General features: G+C 71.1%; 9 protein-coding genes. 2 read left to right on the forward strand and 7 right to left on the reverse strand.

The features are described from left to right. Positions 1–98: 98 nt before the first annotated feature. Together AAC944_RS10465 and AAC944_RS10470 are read right to left on the reverse strand one after the other, a co-directional pair. Positions 99–3,197 (reverse strand): endo-alpha-N-acetylgalactosaminidase family protein, encoded by a 3,099-nt coding sequence (locus AAC944_RS10465; protein ID WP_078888644.1) that lies wholly within the window; start codon positions 3,195–3,197, stop codon positions 99–101. Between the two features lie 194 nt (positions 3,198–3,391). Then, positions 3,392–4,198, reverse strand: a complete 807-nt coding sequence (locus AAC944_RS10470) for a S1 family peptidase (RefSeq protein ID WP_030616985.1) — start codon at positions 4,196–4,198, stop codon at positions 3,392–3,394. A gap of 352 nt (positions 4,199–4,550) precedes the next feature. On the opposite strand from AAC944_RS10470, the gene AAC944_RS10475 reads away from it, so the two are divergent. Then, positions 4,551–5,423: a hypothetical protein gene (locus AAC944_RS10475; RefSeq protein ID WP_030616982.1), complete on the forward strand. Its 873-nt coding sequence runs from the start codon at positions 4,551–4,553 to the stop codon at positions 5,421–5,423. A 15-nt stretch (positions 5,424–5,438) separates the two neighbouring features. Here the strand turns inward: AAC944_RS10475 and AAC944_RS10480 are convergent, their stop codons facing one another. After that, positions 5,439–6,182: an MBL fold metallo-hydrolase gene (locus AAC944_RS10480; RefSeq protein WP_030616979.1), complete on the reverse strand. Its 744-nt coding sequence runs from the start codon at positions 6,180–6,182 to the stop codon at positions 5,439–5,441. Between the two features lie 32 nt (positions 6,183–6,214). Beyond that, positions 6,215–8,113, reverse strand: coding sequence for a propionyl-CoA synthetase (locus AAC944_RS10485; protein ID WP_368397111.1), 1,899 nt, complete (start codon positions 8,111–8,113; stop codon positions 6,215–6,217). 206 nt (positions 8,114–8,319) lie between these two features. Between AAC944_RS10485 and AAC944_RS10490 the strand changes: the two genes are divergently transcribed. Then, positions 8,320–8,793 (forward strand): PPOX class F420-dependent oxidoreductase, encoded by a 474-nt coding sequence (locus AAC944_RS10490; RefSeq protein ID WP_030616972.1) that lies wholly within the window; start codon positions 8,320–8,322, stop codon positions 8,791–8,793. 7 nt (positions 8,794–8,800) lie between these two features. Here the strand turns inward: AAC944_RS10490 and AAC944_RS10495 are convergent, their stop codons facing one another. The 3 genes from AAC944_RS10495 to gltB all read right to left on the reverse strand — a co-directional run bounded on the left by AAC944_RS10495 (position 8,801) and on the right by gltB (position 15,653). Beyond that, on the reverse strand, positions 8,801–9,388 hold the full coding sequence (locus tag AAC944_RS10495) for a Uma2 family endonuclease (protein ID WP_051871896.1): 588 nt from the start codon (positions 9,386–9,388) through the stop codon (positions 8,801–8,803). Positions 9,389–9,589: 201 nt separating this feature from the next. Then, the gene (locus tag AAC944_RS10500) at positions 9,590–11,050 is read right to left on the reverse strand and encodes a glutamate synthase subunit beta (protein WP_030616966.1); all 1,461 of its coding nucleotides are present in this window, start codon (positions 11,048–11,050) and stop codon (positions 9,590–9,592) included. Further along, on the reverse strand, positions 11,043–15,653 hold the full coding sequence (gene gltB / locus AAC944_RS10505) for a glutamate synthase large subunit (protein WP_051871895.1): 4,611 nt from the start codon (positions 15,651–15,653) through the stop codon (positions 11,043–11,045). Before gltB ends, AAC944_RS10500 begins: the two co-directional genes overlap by 8 nt. Positions 15,654–15,922 lie beyond the last annotated feature (269 nt).

The following is a 15,922-nucleotide window of genomic DNA, read 5'->3' on the forward strand; positions in this document are numbered from 1 at the left end:
CCTCAGCATGCGGATTCGCTCCGCCCTCAGCATGCGGATTCACCCGGCCCTCAGCGTGCGGTTTCGCTCGGCCCTCAGCATGCGGATTCACCCGGCCCTCAGCGTGCGGGGGCCGCCCTTCGGACCTCCACCACCTCGAACCCGTCCAGGACAAATTCCGCCTTCCCGTCGCTTCCGGTCTTCCGCAGGCCCACCCACGCCTCGCCCTGTTCCGGGGCGGTGAATTCGTAGGAGTGGACGGTCGGGCCGGTGGCGACGGGGAGCGGGGTGCGGCTCAGTTCGCGGGCCGCCGGGCTGTCGGCGGCGGTGATCCAGGCGTACTGGCCGGCCTTCTCGTTCTCGTACCGGAAGGTGACGCGGTAGCGGCGGCCGGGGAGGAAGCGGACGGTGTGTGGGACGGTCCGGTAGACCAGGCCCTTGTTCTCGCCGCGTGACTTCAGGGACTGGGTGCCGTCGATGACGTCGTCGACGGCCTTGCCGTTCCAGCCGCGCTGGGTGTACGGCGCGTGGCGCTGGGCGATGTGGGTGCGCGGGTCGTTCGCGCCGCCCGCGTCGCCCTTCACGAAGACGCCCCAGCCCTGCGGTACGTGCTCGAAGTCCTCGTACACCAGGGCACCGGGCTTCGTCGTATGCACGGTGGGCACGACGCGGAGGTTGTCGAAGCGGACGCGGGCCTGCCCGGCCGCCGCTTCGAGGGACAGCGTCACGGGGCCGCCGCCCTCGGGGACCGTGAAGCGGGTGAACATCCGCTGGAAGCGGGTGCCGTGCTTGCGGTCGGCGCCGACGAAGTTGCCTGCCGTCGAGGTCTCGGTCCAGTTGGCCGCCGTGACCCCGTCGGCGGTGCGTACGGCCAGCTCGGCCCGGCGCCGCTCCCCCGCCTCCGCGCCGACCTCGACCTGTACGGACGCCGCGTACGTACCGGGCGCGAGGCGGTCCAGGCGGCGGGACACCGTGGCCGCGGCGCCGGCGCCGATCACCAGCTCGTAGTCGCCGAGCGCGCTCGCGCGTACCGTCGCCGGGCCGCTGACCTGCCATCCGTCGAGCGTGCCGGAGTGGAAGCCGGGGTCGGCCAGGCCGGTGCCCTCGCCCCAGCGGGGTGCCTGCTGGGGCTCGGCGCGCCGTGCGCGGACGACGTACGGGACGCCGGGTGCCGCGTCGATGGTGACCTTGCCGTTCTTGACCGGCAGCCGCTTCTCGTCGGCCCGGCCCTGGTCGGTGAGGCGGTAGAGGTACACCGGACCGGCCCGCCAGCCGCGTGGCAGCGTCCAGGTCGTCGCGCCGCCCCGCGGGTTGTAGTGGTAGAGCTTCTGCGGGTCGGTGGCGCGGCGCGGTTCCCAGGGCAGCAGGTAGCTGCCGTCGTCGTAGACCAGGCGGCCGTCGGTGGTGATGCGCCGCTTGCCGTCGGCGTCGGTGACGGCCGTGCGGACCGGGCCCTCGAAGGTGATCTCGTGGTCGGTCCAGGTGCTGATCGGGTACGCCTGGAGGTACTTGGCGGGCAGCGCGTCCTGCCAGATGATCTTGTAGAAGGCGTGCCAGTCGGTCTTGCCGACCCAGCCCTCGAAGGTGCCCATGCGGGGTGCGCCGAGCAGCGTCGGCCACTTGTCGGCGAAGACGTCCTTCTGGTGGTTGCGCAGGAAGCGGATCAGCTTGCTGTTGATGCCGCGGGAGGTGTCGCCGCCGTAGTCGGTCTCGTTCGCCCAGTGCGACCAGAGGGCCGAGCGTTCCAGGCCGTGGCCCCACTCCGTGGTGATCTGCCAGCCCTGGTCGCGCAGGTGGCGCTGGAGGCGGTCGGAGTTCCAGCCGGACTCGCGGAAGACGTCGATGTAGAGGGTGTTCAGGGCCGGGTCGGTCTCGTCGCGGAGCTGCTGGAAGCGGGCCGCGATGTCGCCGGAGACCAGGTCGCGGCGGGCGTCGATGCGGTAGGACTGGTCCAGCCAGTCCCACTGTTCGTCGGTCTTGTCGACCAGCGTCTCGGAGAAGGCGCGGGCGACGGGGTAGGACTCGGTGGCGTTGACGTGGACGGCGAAGTCGCTGTTCCACTTCTTTCCGGCGCGGACCAGGGTGTTGAGGTCCTCGAGGCCGCCGGCCCGCTCGTTGTGGTTGCCGCCGTAGTCGGGGTGTGCGGAGTCGTGTCCTTCCGACTGGTAGCCCTTGAGGAGGGTGAACTGCCGCAGGCCGTCCGTCGCGAGGGAGATCCGTTTGACGTTGTCGAGGGTGGCGAGGAACGGGTTGGTGGCCTGGCTGGCGAAGTTGAACGGGATGTGCGGGACGACGCGCAGGTGCTGTTCGTCGGCGCCGAGCGGGGTGACCATGATGTCGCGCATCGCGATGGCCGCGTCCTGCCAGTCGACGCGGCCGTCGCCGTTGCGGTCCCGGGTGAGGATCACGGTGGCGTACGGCAGCGGCTCGGTGGCGTCCACGGGAGCGGTCGCCGCGCGGTGGGTCCACTGGCCGCATGCCAGGCGCGCCTCGGCGTAGCCGTCGCGGTGGACGGTCTGCCGCCACAGCCGGCCGTTCTCCCAGGTGGTGGCGCCGGAAGGAGTGTCGTACACGGTGTTGGTCTCCAGGGCGGCGGCCAGGCGGTCGGTGGCGACCACGGCGTACGCGCAGCCGAGGGGCGCGGCGTCGGCGGGCGTGCCGTCGGTGACCCGGACGAGGGTGTCGCCGCTCTTGGCCTTGTCCAGTTCGATGCGGGCCGCGAGGAGCGTCGCGCCGGGCTGGTCGCTGCGGACGCTGAGCAGCGCGAGCGCGGGGATCTGGAGGGTGCCGACGCGCAGCGCGGCGGTGTCGGCGATGCGCGTGACGCGCCAGTGGACCTGCCATCCGTCGGCCGCGATCTCCACGCCGATCTCGGTGCCGCCGTCGAAGGCGAGGGTGTAGGCGATGCGGTCGCCGGAGGGCCGCGCGGTGACCTTCGGGGTGCGGGCCGTGCCGTCGATGACGACGTCGGTGACCGGTTCGGTCTGGCCGTGCAGGACGGCGCCGGTTCCGGTGTCGGTGTACGCGATGACGCGCGGGAAGGCGGTGTCGACGCGGACCTGGAGGCGGTCGGAGCGGAGTACGGCCTCGCCTGCCCGGGGTGCCGCGTCCGCGGTTCCGGCGCCGAGGGGCAGCGCGGTGCCGAGGGCGGCGAGCGCGGTGGTGGTGACGACGGTCCTGCGGCTGGGTCCGTGCCCGGCACCTGTCAGTTCGTTCACGCGCGCTGTCCTCCTTCGCACCGGCACTGCCTGTCGCCGCACAGCGTGCTGCCCGTGCGACGGGTGCGCCCATGGACAAAGGAGGGACAGCTCTTGGACTAACGGAGGGCGGGAGCGGGACCGACGGAGGGCGGGAGCGGGACCGACGGAGGGCGGTGCCGCCGCACGCGGCACCGCCCCGGTCGTCGGCGTGCTCAGCCGCCGAGCTCGCCCGCGCCCTTCTTGATGTCCGCGGCGAAGGCGCTCACCTCGGTGTAGACGCCGGGCTTGCCGGGCCGGGCGCAGCCCTCGCCCCAGCTGACGATGCCGACCTGGATCCACTCGCCGGCGTCGTCCTTGCGGAACATCGGGCCGCCGGAGTCACCCTGGCAGGTGTCCACGCCGCCGGTGTCCAGCTTGCCGGCGCACAGTTCGTCGCCGGGAGTGAGGTCGGAGCCGTAGGCCTGCTCGCAGGTGGCGTCGTCGATGAACGGCACCTCGGCCTTGAGGAGGTACCGCTGCTGGGAGCCGCCCTCCTTGTCGGCGCCCCAGCCGGCGATGGTGAAGTCGCCGGTGTTGTAGGTGTCGTTCTCGGCGATCTTGAGGGTGGGTATGTTCTCGATCGGCTTGGCGAGCTTGACCAGCGCCCAGTCCTTGCCCTTGCCGTTGTAGCCCGGAGCCTGCAGGACCTCGGTGGACTTCACCTTCACGGCGGCGGGGTCCTTGAGGTCCACGACACCGGCGGTGGCCGTGATGGTTTTGTCCTTGCCGCTGCCGTCGACGCAGTGCGCGGCGGTGAGCACGATGTCCTTGGCGTACAGCGCGCCGCCGCAGCCCATGGACAGCCGCACCATGAAGGGGAATTCACCCTGCTCGGCGGGGGTGCCACCGACGACCTTGGTGTCGTTGCCGCCGTCCCGGGCGGGGGTGGCGGCGCCGGCGGTGCCGGGCTGGAGGCTGACGGCCGCGAGGGCCACGGCTCCGACGGCGACGGCTCTCTTGATCTGCTTCAGGTAGCTCAACGGGCTTCCTTTCGTGGGGGGTTGCACGTCAATGACGAGCTCATGCCAACACCGGACCCGGTGTCCGCCGCCAGGTGAAACAAGCACAGGCAAAACCGGCAGCGCACGAAAAGGCGTCCGGACCCAGTGGGGGTGAGCCCGTGAAGCGCCCTGCGATTATGTGGAACGAGCGACAAGAGTGACAAGGGCGCCCGGGAGCTCAACTGCGTTGTACCCAAGCGCAGTACGCCCCATACCGCCCGGTCTCTTCCGACCGTACAGTGGTCGCGTGACAGTGGGAGGCACCGGACGTCCGGGCGGCCCCGGGAGCACGGACAGGCCGGCCGGCGACCCCCGCCCCGCCGACAGGGTCGTGCACGGCTACCCGCACCTCGACACCGTCCGCGCGGCCGTGACCGCGCTCTACACCCGCATGTCCTACGACACCGTGCGCACCTTCGACACGGCCGTACCGCCCGCCGACGCGGCGTTCGGCCAGGACGAGGACCTGCACCTCGGCGTGCAGCGGGTGGCCCGGGCGATGGTGGCGCACCTGCGGCTGCCCGACGCCCGCATGATCGTCTCGTTCCGGACGATGCGGCACGCCTCGAACGTCGAACTGACCGCGGGGCCCGAGTACTTCATCGAACTCAACGACCGCTTCCGCAACCACCGCGGGGACATCGCGGCGGCCCTCGCCCATGAGGTGATGCACATCTACCTGCACCGCCTGGGCCTGTCCTTCCCCGGCACGCACGACAACGAGATCCTCACCGACACGGCGACCGCCTACCTCGGCGCCGGGTGGCTGCTGCTGGACGCCTACCGCGAGCACGGCGCGGTCTCGCAGAAGCTGGGCTATCTCACCCCGGAGGAGTTCGGTTACGTCCTCGCCAAGCGGGCGCTGTTCTTCGGCGAGGACCCGGCGCCGTGGTTCACCAGCCCGCAGGCGTACGACGCCTACCGCGCGGGACGGCTGCGGGCGCTGCGGGACACCCGGCAGCCGCCGCTGGCCGCGGCCGGCCGGGGCGCGCGGCGGCGGTACGTCAAGGACCGGCGCGCGGCGCGCGTGCCGCACCGCTCCCCCGGCCCGCCGCCGGACGCCGGGTACCTCTTCGACGGGCCGGGGCCGCTGCGCGTCTCGTTCCCGTGCCCGGCCTGCCACCAGCGCATCAGGCTGCCGGTGCGCGGCCCGCTCCGCGCCCGCTGCGCGCTGTGCCGTACGGAGCTGGAGTGCGACACGTAGAGCCGGAGTTCACGGCTACAGCCAGTCGGTCTCGGGGGTGGCCGCCGCCAGCGTGGCCGCCGCGTCCTCGGTGATCGGGTCGCCGTGCGGTACGCACACCACCTCGACCCGCTCCAGCCCGGCCAGCCGCCGGAACGAGGCGATGGCCTGCGCCCGGTCGACGTTGAAGGGACCGAGCACCGCCCGGCCCTCCCCGGTACCGATGATGTCCCCGGGGAAGAGCACCCGGGACTCCGGCAGGTGCAGGGCGATGCCGCCGGGGGTGTGGCCGCGGGTCGCGAGCACGTGCACCGGCTCGCCCCAGCCCGCCAGTTCGTCGCCGTCGGCCAGCTCGATGCCGACCGCCACCGGGCGGGGCGGTTCGACGCCGGACTCCGCGAGGCCCGCCATGATCTTCTCGTGCAGGACGCGTTCGGTGGCCGTGTGGACCGGTGGCGGCTCCGGCACCTCCCCGCGGATGACCGGGGCGTCGGGCGCGCCCGCCAGCACGGTGGCGCCGGTGGCCGCCGCGAGGTCGGCGGCCGAACCGGTGTGGTCGAGGTGGGAGTGGGTCAGCACGATCTGCCGGACGTCCTCGGGGCGCCCGCCGAGCTCGGCCAGCGCCGCCAGGATCGCCGGCGCCGAGCCGGGTACGCCGGTGTCGACCAGGGCGTACCCGGGCCGCCCGGCAGGTCCGCCGGCCGGCAGCCGTACGGCGTACACATGGCCCACGGGAAAGGGGAGTCGCCATATCGAAGGGGTGAGCTGCTGAGGTCCCATGCGGTGAGGCTATGGCGCCCGGCCGCCGGGGATCAGTCTTTCCGCTGTGGGCTGAGCACCGGCCGCAGGGCCTCCAGGACGGCGGGGTCCTCGACGGTCGCAGGCACCGGCTCGGCCACGCCGTCGGCGATCGCGCGCATGCTGCGGCGCAGGATCTTGCCCGAGCGGGTCTTGGGCAGGGCGGGCACGATCACGGCTTCCTTCAGCGCTGCGACCGCGCCGATCTCCCGGCGTACGGCCTGCACCAGCTCGGCGGCGACCCGGTCGTGGTCGTCCGTCGCGCCCGCCTTGAGGACCACCAGCGCGCGCGGCACCTGGCCCTTGAGCGCGTCGGCCACGCCGATGACCGCGCACTCCGAGACCGCCGGGTGGCTCGCGAGGACGGCCTCCATCGCGCCGGAGGACAGCCGGTGCCCGGCGACGTTGATCACGTCGTCCGTGCGGCCCATGATGAAGACGTACCCGTCCTCGTCGACGTACCCGCCGTCGCCCGTCGCGTAGTGGCCGGGGAACCGTGACAGGTACGAGGAGACGTACCGCTCGTCGTCGTTCCAGAGGGTGGGCAGCGAGCCCGGCGGCAGCGGCAGCCGCAGCGCGACCGCGCCGTCCTGCCCGGGGCCGCACGGCTCCCCGCCCTCGTCCAGGACCCGCAGGTCGTAGCCGGGTACCGGCACCGTCGGGGAGCCCGGCTTGACCGGCATCGGGTCCAGTCCGCGCAGGTTGGCGGCGATCGGCCAGCCGGTCTCGGTCTGCCACCAGTTGTCGATCACCGGTACGCCCAGCACCCGGCTCGCCCAGTGGTACGTCCCCGGGTCCAGCCGCTCCCCCGCCATGAAGAGCGTACGCAGCGACGCCGTGTCGTGGTGGGCGAGCAGCGCCGCCTCCGGGTCCTCCTTGCGGACGGCGCGCAGTGCGGTGGGCGCGGTGAACAGCGCCTTGACGCGGTGTTCGGCGATCACCCGCCAGAAGGCGCCCGCGTCCGGGGTGCCGACGGGCTTGCCTTCGTAGAGGACGGTGGTGGCGCCGGTCAGCAGCGGGCCGTAGACGATGTAGGAGTGGCCGACGACCCAGCCGACGTCGGAGGCGGTCCACCAGACGTCCCCCGGGCCGATGTCGAAGATGTTCGCCATGCTCCAGGTCAGCGCGACGGCGTGGCCGCCGTTGTCGCGGACGACTCCCTTGGGGCGGCCGGTGGTGCCGGAGGTGTAGAGGATGTAGAGCGGATCGGTGGCGGCGACGGGGACGCAGCCGGCGGGCTCGGCGGCCGCCATGGCCTCGTCCCAGTCCAGGTCGCGGTCGGTCAGTTCGGCGCGTTCCTGGGGGCGTTGCAGGATGACGCAGTGGTCGGGCGCGTGCTCGGCGATCCGCAGTGCCTCGTCGAGCATCGGCTTGTACGGGAGGACGCGCTTGCCCTCGATGCCGCAGGAGGCGGAGACGACGGCCTTGGGCCGGGCGTCGTCGATGCGGACGGCGAGCTCCCTGGGCGCGAAGCCGCCGAAGACGACGGAGTGCACGGCGCCGAGGCGGGCACAGGCCAGCATCGCGATGACGGCCTGCGGGACCATCGGCAGGTAGAGGACGACGCGGTCGCCTCTGCCGACGCCCAGTGAGCGGAGGACGCCCGCGAACCGGGCGGTGCGGTCCAGGAGTTCGGCGTAGGTGAAGTGCTCCCGGGTGCCGGTGACGGGGCTGTCGTGGATCAGCGCGGTGCGGTCGCCGTGGCCGGCGGCGACGTGCCGGTCCAGGGCGTTGTGGCAGGTGTTGAGCTCGCCGTCGGGGAACCAGCGGTAGAACGGCGGGCGGTCCGCGTCCAGGACGCGGGTGGGCTCCTTCGTCCAGGTCACCGCCTTGGCCGCGGCTCCCCAGAAGCCGTCGGGATCGCTGATGCTCTGTTCGTGCGCCGCGCGGTATGCACGCATCCTTGCCCTCACCTCTCGTGTCGGCCGGCCGGCCGCGCAGGCGTCCGTCGCCCGCCGCGCGGCGTGCCGGTCGGTCCTCGGGGCGTCCACTGTGTCCCGTACGGGGCGCCGGAGGAAGAGGGGCGTACCAGCTGTCGTGGCGCCACCGCGGGGTGTCCTCGCCGTGCGGGTCGCGGCGGTGGGGCTTCGAGCGCACTCCAGCGCCTAGGCTCCGGGGTATGAGCCCTTCCATCGCCACCAACACCACCGTCGAACTCCCCGAACTGCTGGAGTTCGTCCGCCCCCGGCACCGCGCCATCCTGCTGACCCGCCGGTCGGACGGCACCCCTCAGGGCTCGCCGCTGACCTGCGGTGTGGACGATTCGGGCCGGATCGTGATCTCGACGTACCCGGAGCGCGCCAAGGTCCGCAACGCCCGCCGCGCGCCGTCCGTCAGCGTCATCGTCCTCTCCGACGACTGGAACGGCCCGTGGGTGCAGGTCGACGGCGAGGCCGAGGTCATCGACGCGCCGGACTCGGTCGAGCCGCTGGTGGAGTACTTCCGCAACATCTCCGGCGAGCACCCGGACTGGGACGAGTACCGCGCGGCCATGCTCAAGCAGGGCAAGTCGATCATCCGCATCACGCCCCGCCGCTGGGGCCCGATCGCCACGGGCGGCTTCCCTGCGCGGCTGGTGGAGGACGAGGGCTGAGGCGGCCTCAGGGTTTCGGCGGGTAGAGCTTGAAGGCGGAGGTGTCGACGGCGAAGCCGAACGGCTCGGGCAGCTCCACCGGCTCGCCGAACTCCAATGTGGTGACGGTCCGATAGCCGTTGGTGTGCGGCTGCGAGTGCAGTGAGCACGTGCCGATGTTCGGGTCGATCACGAGGTAGAGCGGGATCTCGCTCATGCCGTACCAGAAACGCTTCTTGATGTAGTCGACGTCCTTGTCGCTGGAAACGATCTCCACTACGAGGGCGACACGGTCGGCGGGGAACGGGTTGGCGTTGTCGGCCATCGCCTCAGGCGTGGTGACCGTGAGGTCCGCCTTCGGCTCGAACGAGGAAATGGGGGAAATCAGGGCCTGATCCGGCAACGCTGTCCAGCCGTGCGACTCGAACTGCATACCGAGCTTCATGACGATCTGATTGTGAAACGGGGCTGCCGACGCCTGCATAACGATCTTTCCGTCGATGAGCTCGATCTTCAGCTGATCGAGCTCGGGGAGATCTTCCAGAAAGCGCAGCAGATCGTGCGGGTCGTCGATCGGCGACATGTCCTCGGCCGTCTCGTGATGCATCAGGGTCATCGCGCGCCTCCTTTTCAGGCACAGCGTAGGGAGAGCAGCAGCCTCCGATTTCACGATAGGCGATCATTTCCACGTTCGAGTGAAACGCGCCCGAAAGCACAGTGCGGCGCCTGCCCTCACCGGTCGGGGAAGGGGCAGGCGCCGCGTTGTTCCGTACTCCGTTGTACGGGACATCTGGGGGCCGTCAGGCCGGTACCGGCGTCACACCGCCAGGGCGCGGTCCGTCGGCTTGATGGGGGCTGGCAGGGACGACGCGCCGGTCAGGAAGCGGTCCACGCCCTTGGCCGCGGAGCGGCCCTCGGCGATGGCCCACACGATGAGCGACTGGCCGCGGCCCGCGTCACCGGCGACGAAGACGCCGGGGACGTTGGTCTCGAAGTCGGCGTTGCGGGCGACGTTGCCGCGCTCGTCCAGGTCCACGCCGAACTGCTCGACGAGGCCGTTCTCCTTGTCGATGCCGGTGAAGCCCATCGCGAGGGTGACCAGCTGGGCCGGGATCTTCCGCTCGGTGCCGGGCTTCTGCTCCAGCTTGCCGTCCTTGAACTCCACCTCGATCAGATGCAGCCACTGGACGTTGCCGTCCTCGTCACCCTCGAAGTGGGTGGTGGAGACGGAGTACAGCCGCTCGCCGCCCTCCTCGTGGGCCGAGGTGACCTTGTAGAGCATCGGGAAGGTCGGCCAGGGCTGGTTCTCGTTCCGCTCCTCGCCCGGCTTGGGCATGATCTCCAGCTGGGTGACGGACAGCGCGCCCTGCCGGTGGGCCGTGCCGACGCAGTCGGCGCCGGTGTCGCCGCCGCCGATGACGACGACGTGCTTGCCCTCGGCGGAGATCGGCGACGTGGTGAGGTCGCCCTCCTGCACCTTGTTCGCGAGCGGGAGGTACTCCATCGCGAAGTGGATGCCCTTGAGGTCACGTCCGGGCACCGGCAGGTCGCGGGAGGTGGTCGAGCCCGCGGCGATCACGACGGCGTCGTACCGGCGGCGCAGCTTGGCGGCGTCGATGTCGCGGCCGATCTCCACCTCGGTGCGGAACTTGGTGCCCTCCGCGCGCATCTGCTCGATGCGGCGGTTGATGTGCCGCTTCTCCATCTTGAACTCGGGGATGCCGTAGCGGAGGAGACCGCCGATACGGTCCGCGCGCTCGTAGACGGCGACGGTGTGGCCTGCCCGGGTCAGCTGCTGGGCGGCGGCCAGGCCCGCCGGGCCCGAGCCGATGACGGCGACGGTCTTGCCGGACAGGCGCTCGGGCGGCTGCGGGGTGACGTCCCCGTTGTCCCACGCCTTGTCGATGATGGAGACCTCGACGTTCTTGATGGTCACCGGCGGCTGGTTGATGCCCAGCACGCAGGCGGCCTCGCACGGCGCGGGGCAGAGGCGGCCGGTGAACTCCGGGAAGTTGTTGGTCGCGTGCAGCCGCTCGCTCGCGGCCTCCCAGTCGTTGCGGTACGCGTAGTCGTTCCACTCGGGGATGAGGTTCCCCAGCGGGCAGCCGTTGTGGCAGAACGGGATGCCGCAGTCCATGCAGCGCGACGCCTGCTTGCTGATGATCGGCAGCAGGGAGCCGGGCCGGTAGACCTCGTTCCAGTCCTTGACGCGCTCCTCGACGGGACGGGTCTCGGCGACCTCGCGGTCGTGGTTCAGGAAGCCCTTGGGGTCAGCCATTGGTCGCCGCCTCCATCATCTTCTCGTGGGTCTCGGACTCGGAGAGTCCGGCCTGCTCGGCGGCTTCCTTGGCGGCGAGCACTGCCTGGTACGTGGGCGGGATGACCTTGCTGAAGCGCGCGGCCGCGGCATCCCAGTCTGCGAGGAGCTTCTCCGCGACGGTGGAGCCGGTCTCCTCCTGGTGGCGGCGCACCACGTCGTGCAGCCACTGCTTGTCGGTGTCGTTCAAGGGGTTGACCGCGGCGGTCATCTCCTTGTTGACGTTGGCCGGGTCGAGGTCGATGACGTACGCGAAGCCGCCGGACATACCGGCCGCGAAGTTGCGGCCCGTCTCGCCGAGGATGACCGCGTTGCCGCCGGTCATGTACTCGCAGCCGTGGTCGCCCACGCCCTCGGAGACCACCGTGGCGCCGGAGTTGCGGACGCAGAAGCGCTCGCCGACCTTGCCGCGCAGGTACAGCTCGCCGCCGGTGGCGCCGTAGGCGAGGGTGTTGCCCGCGATGGTGGAGTACTCCGCCAGGTGGTCCGCGCCGCGGTCCGGGCGGACGATGACGCGGCCACCGGAGAGCCCCTTGCCGACGTAGTCGTTGGCGTCGCCCTCCAGGCGGAGGGTGACACCCTTCGGCAGGAAGGCGCCGAAGGACTGGCCGGCCGAGCCGGTGAAGGTGATGTCGATGGTGTCGTCGGGCAGGCCCGCGCCGCCGAACTTCTTCGTCACCTCGTGGCCCAGCATGGTGCCGACCGTGCGGTTGATGTTGCGGATGGCGACCTGCGCCCGTACGGGCTGGGCCTCCTCCGCGGTGTCCGCGTGGAGCGCGTCGGCGGCCAGCTTGATGAGCTGGTTGTCCAGCGCCTTCTCCAGGCCGTGGTCCTGGACGGTGATCTGGTGGCGGACGGCGCCCTCGGGCAGCTCGGGCACGTGCAGCAGCGGAGCCAGGTCCAGGCCCTGCGCCTTCCAGTGGTTCACGGCGCGGGTGGTGTCCAGCAGCTCGGCGTGGCCGACGGCCTCCTCCAGGGTGCGGAAGCCCAGCTCCGCGAGGAGCTCGCGGACCTCCTCGGCGATGAACTGGAAGAAGTTGACGACGTACTCGGCCTTGCCGCTGAACCGCTCGCGCAGCGTCGGGTTCTGGGTGGCGATGCCGACCGGGCAGGTGTCCAGGTGGCAGACGCGCATCATGACGCAGCCGGAGACCACCAGCGGGGCGGTCGCGAAGCCGTACTCCTCGGCGCCCAGCAGGGCGGCGATGACCACGTCGCGGCCGGTCTTCAGCTGGCCGTCGGTCTGTACGACGATGCGGTCGCGCAGGCCGTTGAGCAGCAGCGTCTGCTGGGTCTCGGCGAGGCCGAGCTCCCAGGGGCCGCCGGCGTGCTTCAGCGAGGTGAGCGGCGAGGCGCCCGTACCGCCGTCGTGGCCGGAGATCAGGACCACGTCCGCGTGCGCCTTGGAGACACCCGCGGCGACCGTGCCGACGCCGACCTCGGAGACCAGCTTCACGTGGATGCGGGCCTGCGGGTTGGCGTTCTTGAGGTCGTGGATCAGCTGCGCCAGGTCCTCGATGGAGTAGATGTCGTGGTGCGGCGGCGGGGAGATCAGGCCCACGCCCGGCGTCGAGTGACGCGTCTTGGCGACCCACGGGTAGACCTTGTGGCCGGGCAGCTGGCCGCCCTCACCGGGCTTGGCGCCCTGGGCCATCTTGATCTGGATGTCGTCGGAGTTGACCAGGTACTCGCTGGTCACACCGAAGCGGCCGGACGCGACCTGCTTGATGGAGGAGCGGCGCGCCGGGTCGTACAGGCGCTCCGGGTCCTCGCCGCCCTCACCGGTGTTGGACTTGCCGCCCAGCTGGTTCATGGCGATGGCGAGGGTCTCGTGCGCCTCCTGCGAGATGGAGCCGTACGACATGGCGCCGGTGGAGAACCGCTTGACGATCTCGCTGGCCGGCTCGACCTCCTCGATCGGGATCGAGGGGCGGTCGGACTTGAAGCCGAACAGGCCGCGCAGCGTCATCAGACGCTCGGACTGCTCGTTCACCCGCTCGGTGTACTTCTTGAAGATGTCGTACCGGCCCGAGCGCGCGGAGTGCTGCAGGCGGAAGACGGTCTCCGGGTCGAACAGGTGCGGCTCGCCCTCGCGGCGCCACTGGTACTCGCCGCCGATGTCCAGCGCGCGGTGCGCCGGGGCGATGCCGGAGGCCGGGTACGCCTTGGCGTGCCGCTGGGCGACCTCCTTGGCGATGACGTCCAGGCCCGCGCCGCCGATCTTGGTGGCGGTGCCGTGGAAGTACTTGTCGACGAAGGCCTCGTCCAGGCCGACCGCCTCGAAGACCTGCGCGCCGCGGTAGGAGGCGACGGTGGAGATGCCCATCTTGGACATGACCTTCAGGACGCCCTTGCCGAGCGCCTTGATCAGGTTCTTGATGGCGGTCTCGGCCTCGACGCCGGGCAGGAAGGTGCCGGCGCGGACCAGGTCCTCGACGGACTCCATGGCGAGGTACGGGTTGACCGCGGCGGCGCCGTAGCCGATCAGCAGCGCGACGTGGTGCACCTCGCGGACGTCACCGGCCTCGACGAGCAGCCCCACCTGGGTGCGCTGCTTCGTACGGATGAGGTGGTGGTGGACCGCGGAGGTGAGCAGCAGCGACGGGATCGGCGCGTGCTCGGCGTCGGAGTGCCGGTCGGACAGCACGATCAGGCGGGCGCCGTCCTCGATGGCGGCCTCGGCCTCGGCGCAGATCTCGTCGATCCGGGCCGCGAGGGACTCGCCGCCGCCGTGCACGCGGTACAGGCCGGAGAGGGTGACGGCCGTCATCCCCGGCATGTCGCCGTCGGCGTTGATGTGGATGAGCTTGGCCAGCTCATCGTTGTCGATCACCGGGAAGGGCAGCGTGACGCTGCGGCAGGAGGCCGCGGTCGGCTCCAGGAGGTTGCCCTGCGGGCCGAGCGAGGAGATCAGCGAGGTGACGAGCTCCTCGCGGATGGCGTCCAGCGGCGGGTTGGTGACCTGCGCGAACAGCTGGGTGAAGTAGTCGAAGAGCAGCCGGGGGCGCTCGGAGAGCGCGGCGATCGGCGAGTCGGTGCCCATCGAACCGATGGGCTCGGCACCGGCCTTGGCCATCGGCGCGAGGAGGACGCGCAGCTCCTCCTCGGTGTAGCCGAAGGTCTGCTGGCGGCGGGTGACCGAGGCGTGGGTGTGGACGATGTGCTCGCGCTCGGGGAGGTCCTCGAGCTCGATCTCGCCGGCCTCCAGCCACTCCGCGTACGGGTGCTCGGCGGCGAGGGCGCCCTTGATCTCGTCGTCCTCGATGATGCGGTGCTCGGCGGTGTCCACGAGGAACATCCGGCCGGGCTGCAGGCGGCCCTTGCGGACGACCTTGGCCGGGTCGATGTCCAGGACGCCGACCTCGGAGGAGAGCACGACGAGGCCGTCGTCGGTGACCCAGTAACGCCCGGGGCGCAGGCCGTTGCGGTCCAGGACCGCGCCGACCTGGGTGCCGTCGGTGAAGGTGACGCAGGCCGGGCCGTCCCAGGGCTCCATCATCGTGGAGTGGTACTGGTAGAACGCGCGCCGGGCCGGGTCCATGGAGGTGGAGTTCTCCCACGCCTCCGGGACCATCATCAGCACCGAGTGGGGCAGCGAGCGGCCGCCGAGGTGGAGCAGCTCCAGGACCTCGTCGAAGGACGCGGAGTCGGAGGCGTCCGGCGTGCAGACGGGGAACAGGCGCTCCAGCGTCTCGGTGGACTCACCGAAGAGCTTCGAGGCGAGCTGGGACTCGCGGGCGCGCATCCAGTTGCGGTTGCCCTTGACCGTGTTGATCTCGCCGTTGTGCGCGACGAAGCGGTACGGGTGGGCCAGCGGCCAGCTCGGGAAGGTGTTGGTGGAGAACCGCGAGTGGACCAGCGCGATGGCGGTCGCGAAGCGGCGGTCGCTCAGGTCCGGGAAGAACGGCTCCAGCTGCCCGGTGGTCAGCATGCCCTTGTACACAATCGTGCGCGCGGACAGCGACGGGAAGTACACGCCGGCCTCGCGCTCGGCGCGCTTGCGCAGCACGAAGGCCTTGCGGTCCAGCGCCAGGCCGGTGTGCTCACCGTCGGCCACGAAGAGCTGGGAGAAGGCGGGCATGGTGGCGCGGGCGCCGTTGCCGAGCAGCTGCGGGGCTACGGGGACGACACGCCAGCCGAGGACGTTCAGTCCCTCCTCGGACGCGATCGTCTCGATCTTCGAGACGGCGGCCTGGGCCTCCTCGGCGTCCGAGGGGAGGAAGGCGATGCCCGCGGCGTACGCGCCGGCCTCGGGCAGCTCGAACGAGACGTTCTCGCGCAGGAAGGCGTCGGGAATCTGGAGCAGGATGCCCGCGCCGTCGCCGGAGTCGGGCTCGGAGCCGGTGGCGCCGCGGTGTTCGAGGTTCCGCAGAACAGTCAGGGCCTGCTCGACCAGCGCGTGGCTCGCCTCACCGGTGAGGGTCGCGACGAAGCCGACGCCGCAGGCGTCGTGCTCGTTACGCGGGTCGTACATCCCCTGCTGGGCGGGGCGCCCGTCCATGGGCGACCAGGCGGCGCTGGTGGCGCTGCCGGTGGTCGCGGAGTGCGTGGACGCGGAACGCATCGGCTCTCCCAACGTCGTCGTGGCATGTGCAGTGCCGAGGGACGACGTTGGCCCTCCGCGAATTTTGCGTGCAGGTTACAGGATGACCTCGATCTCGGGAATCGGATAGAGGCTTCCAGCATGCGGACACCGCGCAGAGCGGTGGATCGAGAACGCAGTGGGACAGATCGTCGTCCGACAGCGCGGGACACCGGTAAGCGACATTGCCTCCGGCGCCACACCCTTATGCCCGCTGGTCAACTTCTGAAACCGCGAGGTAACAGGTTAAT

It is taken from the genome of Streptomyces sclerotialus, assembly GCF_040907265.1.
GTDB classification, from domain to species: domain Bacteria; phylum Actinomycetota; class Actinomycetes; order Streptomycetales; family Streptomycetaceae; genus Streptomyces; species Streptomyces sclerotialus.